Consider the following 547-nt stretch of genomic DNA (forward strand, 5'->3'; position numbering starts at 1 on the left):
GGACGGCGAGAAGCTGGCGGGCGGCGAAGATGGCACCACCGACGAGGACAATGGCGACAAAGCGCCCGCGGTGTCTACGGCCGCCGTGCTCGGCATGACTATCGGCGAGCTCAATGACGAAACGCGGACCAAGTTCGGCATCGCTGCCGACGTCTCCGGCGTCGTCATCACCGACGTCACCAAGGATTCGGCCGCGGCAGAGCGTGGCATCCAGCCCGGCGAGGTGATCACCGAGATCGCCCAGGAATCGGTCGCCACGCCGAAGGATGTCATGGACCGGATCGGCGCTTTGAAGGAGCAGGGGCGCAAGAACGCGCTGTTGATGTTGGCGTCGAAGACCGGTGAGTTGCGGTTTGTCACGATCCGGATGGATTGAGTCCGGTAAGGCCTGCAACAATCTGATTTCAATATGAAAAGGGCGGCTAACGAGCCGCCCTTTTTCTTGCCTGCCAGTCCTTGCGCGACAGAGCGTAGAGGACATGCCGCTTGAGATGCGGGTGGCTATCGGGGATCGAGGGGTGGTCGAAATCGCGAGCCGGGTCGGGGC

General features: G+C 62.7%; 1 protein-coding gene and 1 pseudogene. One reads left to right on the forward strand and one right to left on the reverse strand.

Annotated features, from left to right (window positions below; all coding sequences use genetic code 11):
• Positions 1–376, forward strand: a 376-nt coding sequence (locus tag EOA33_RS38115) for a PDZ domain-containing protein (RefSeq protein ID WP_127407868.1), incomplete at its 5' end; no start/stop codon positions are given.
• Between the two features lie 46 nt (positions 377–422).
• On the opposite strand, the pseudogene EOA33_RS41240 reads toward EOA33_RS38115, so the two are convergent.
• Positions 423–547: pseudogene (locus EOA33_RS41240) on the reverse strand (N-acetyltransferase); the annotation flags it as partial.

Source organism: Mesorhizobium sp. M4A.F.Ca.ET.050.02.1.1 (assembly GCF_003997725.1).
Lineage (GTDB): Bacteria > Pseudomonadota > Alphaproteobacteria > Rhizobiales > Rhizobiaceae > Mesorhizobium.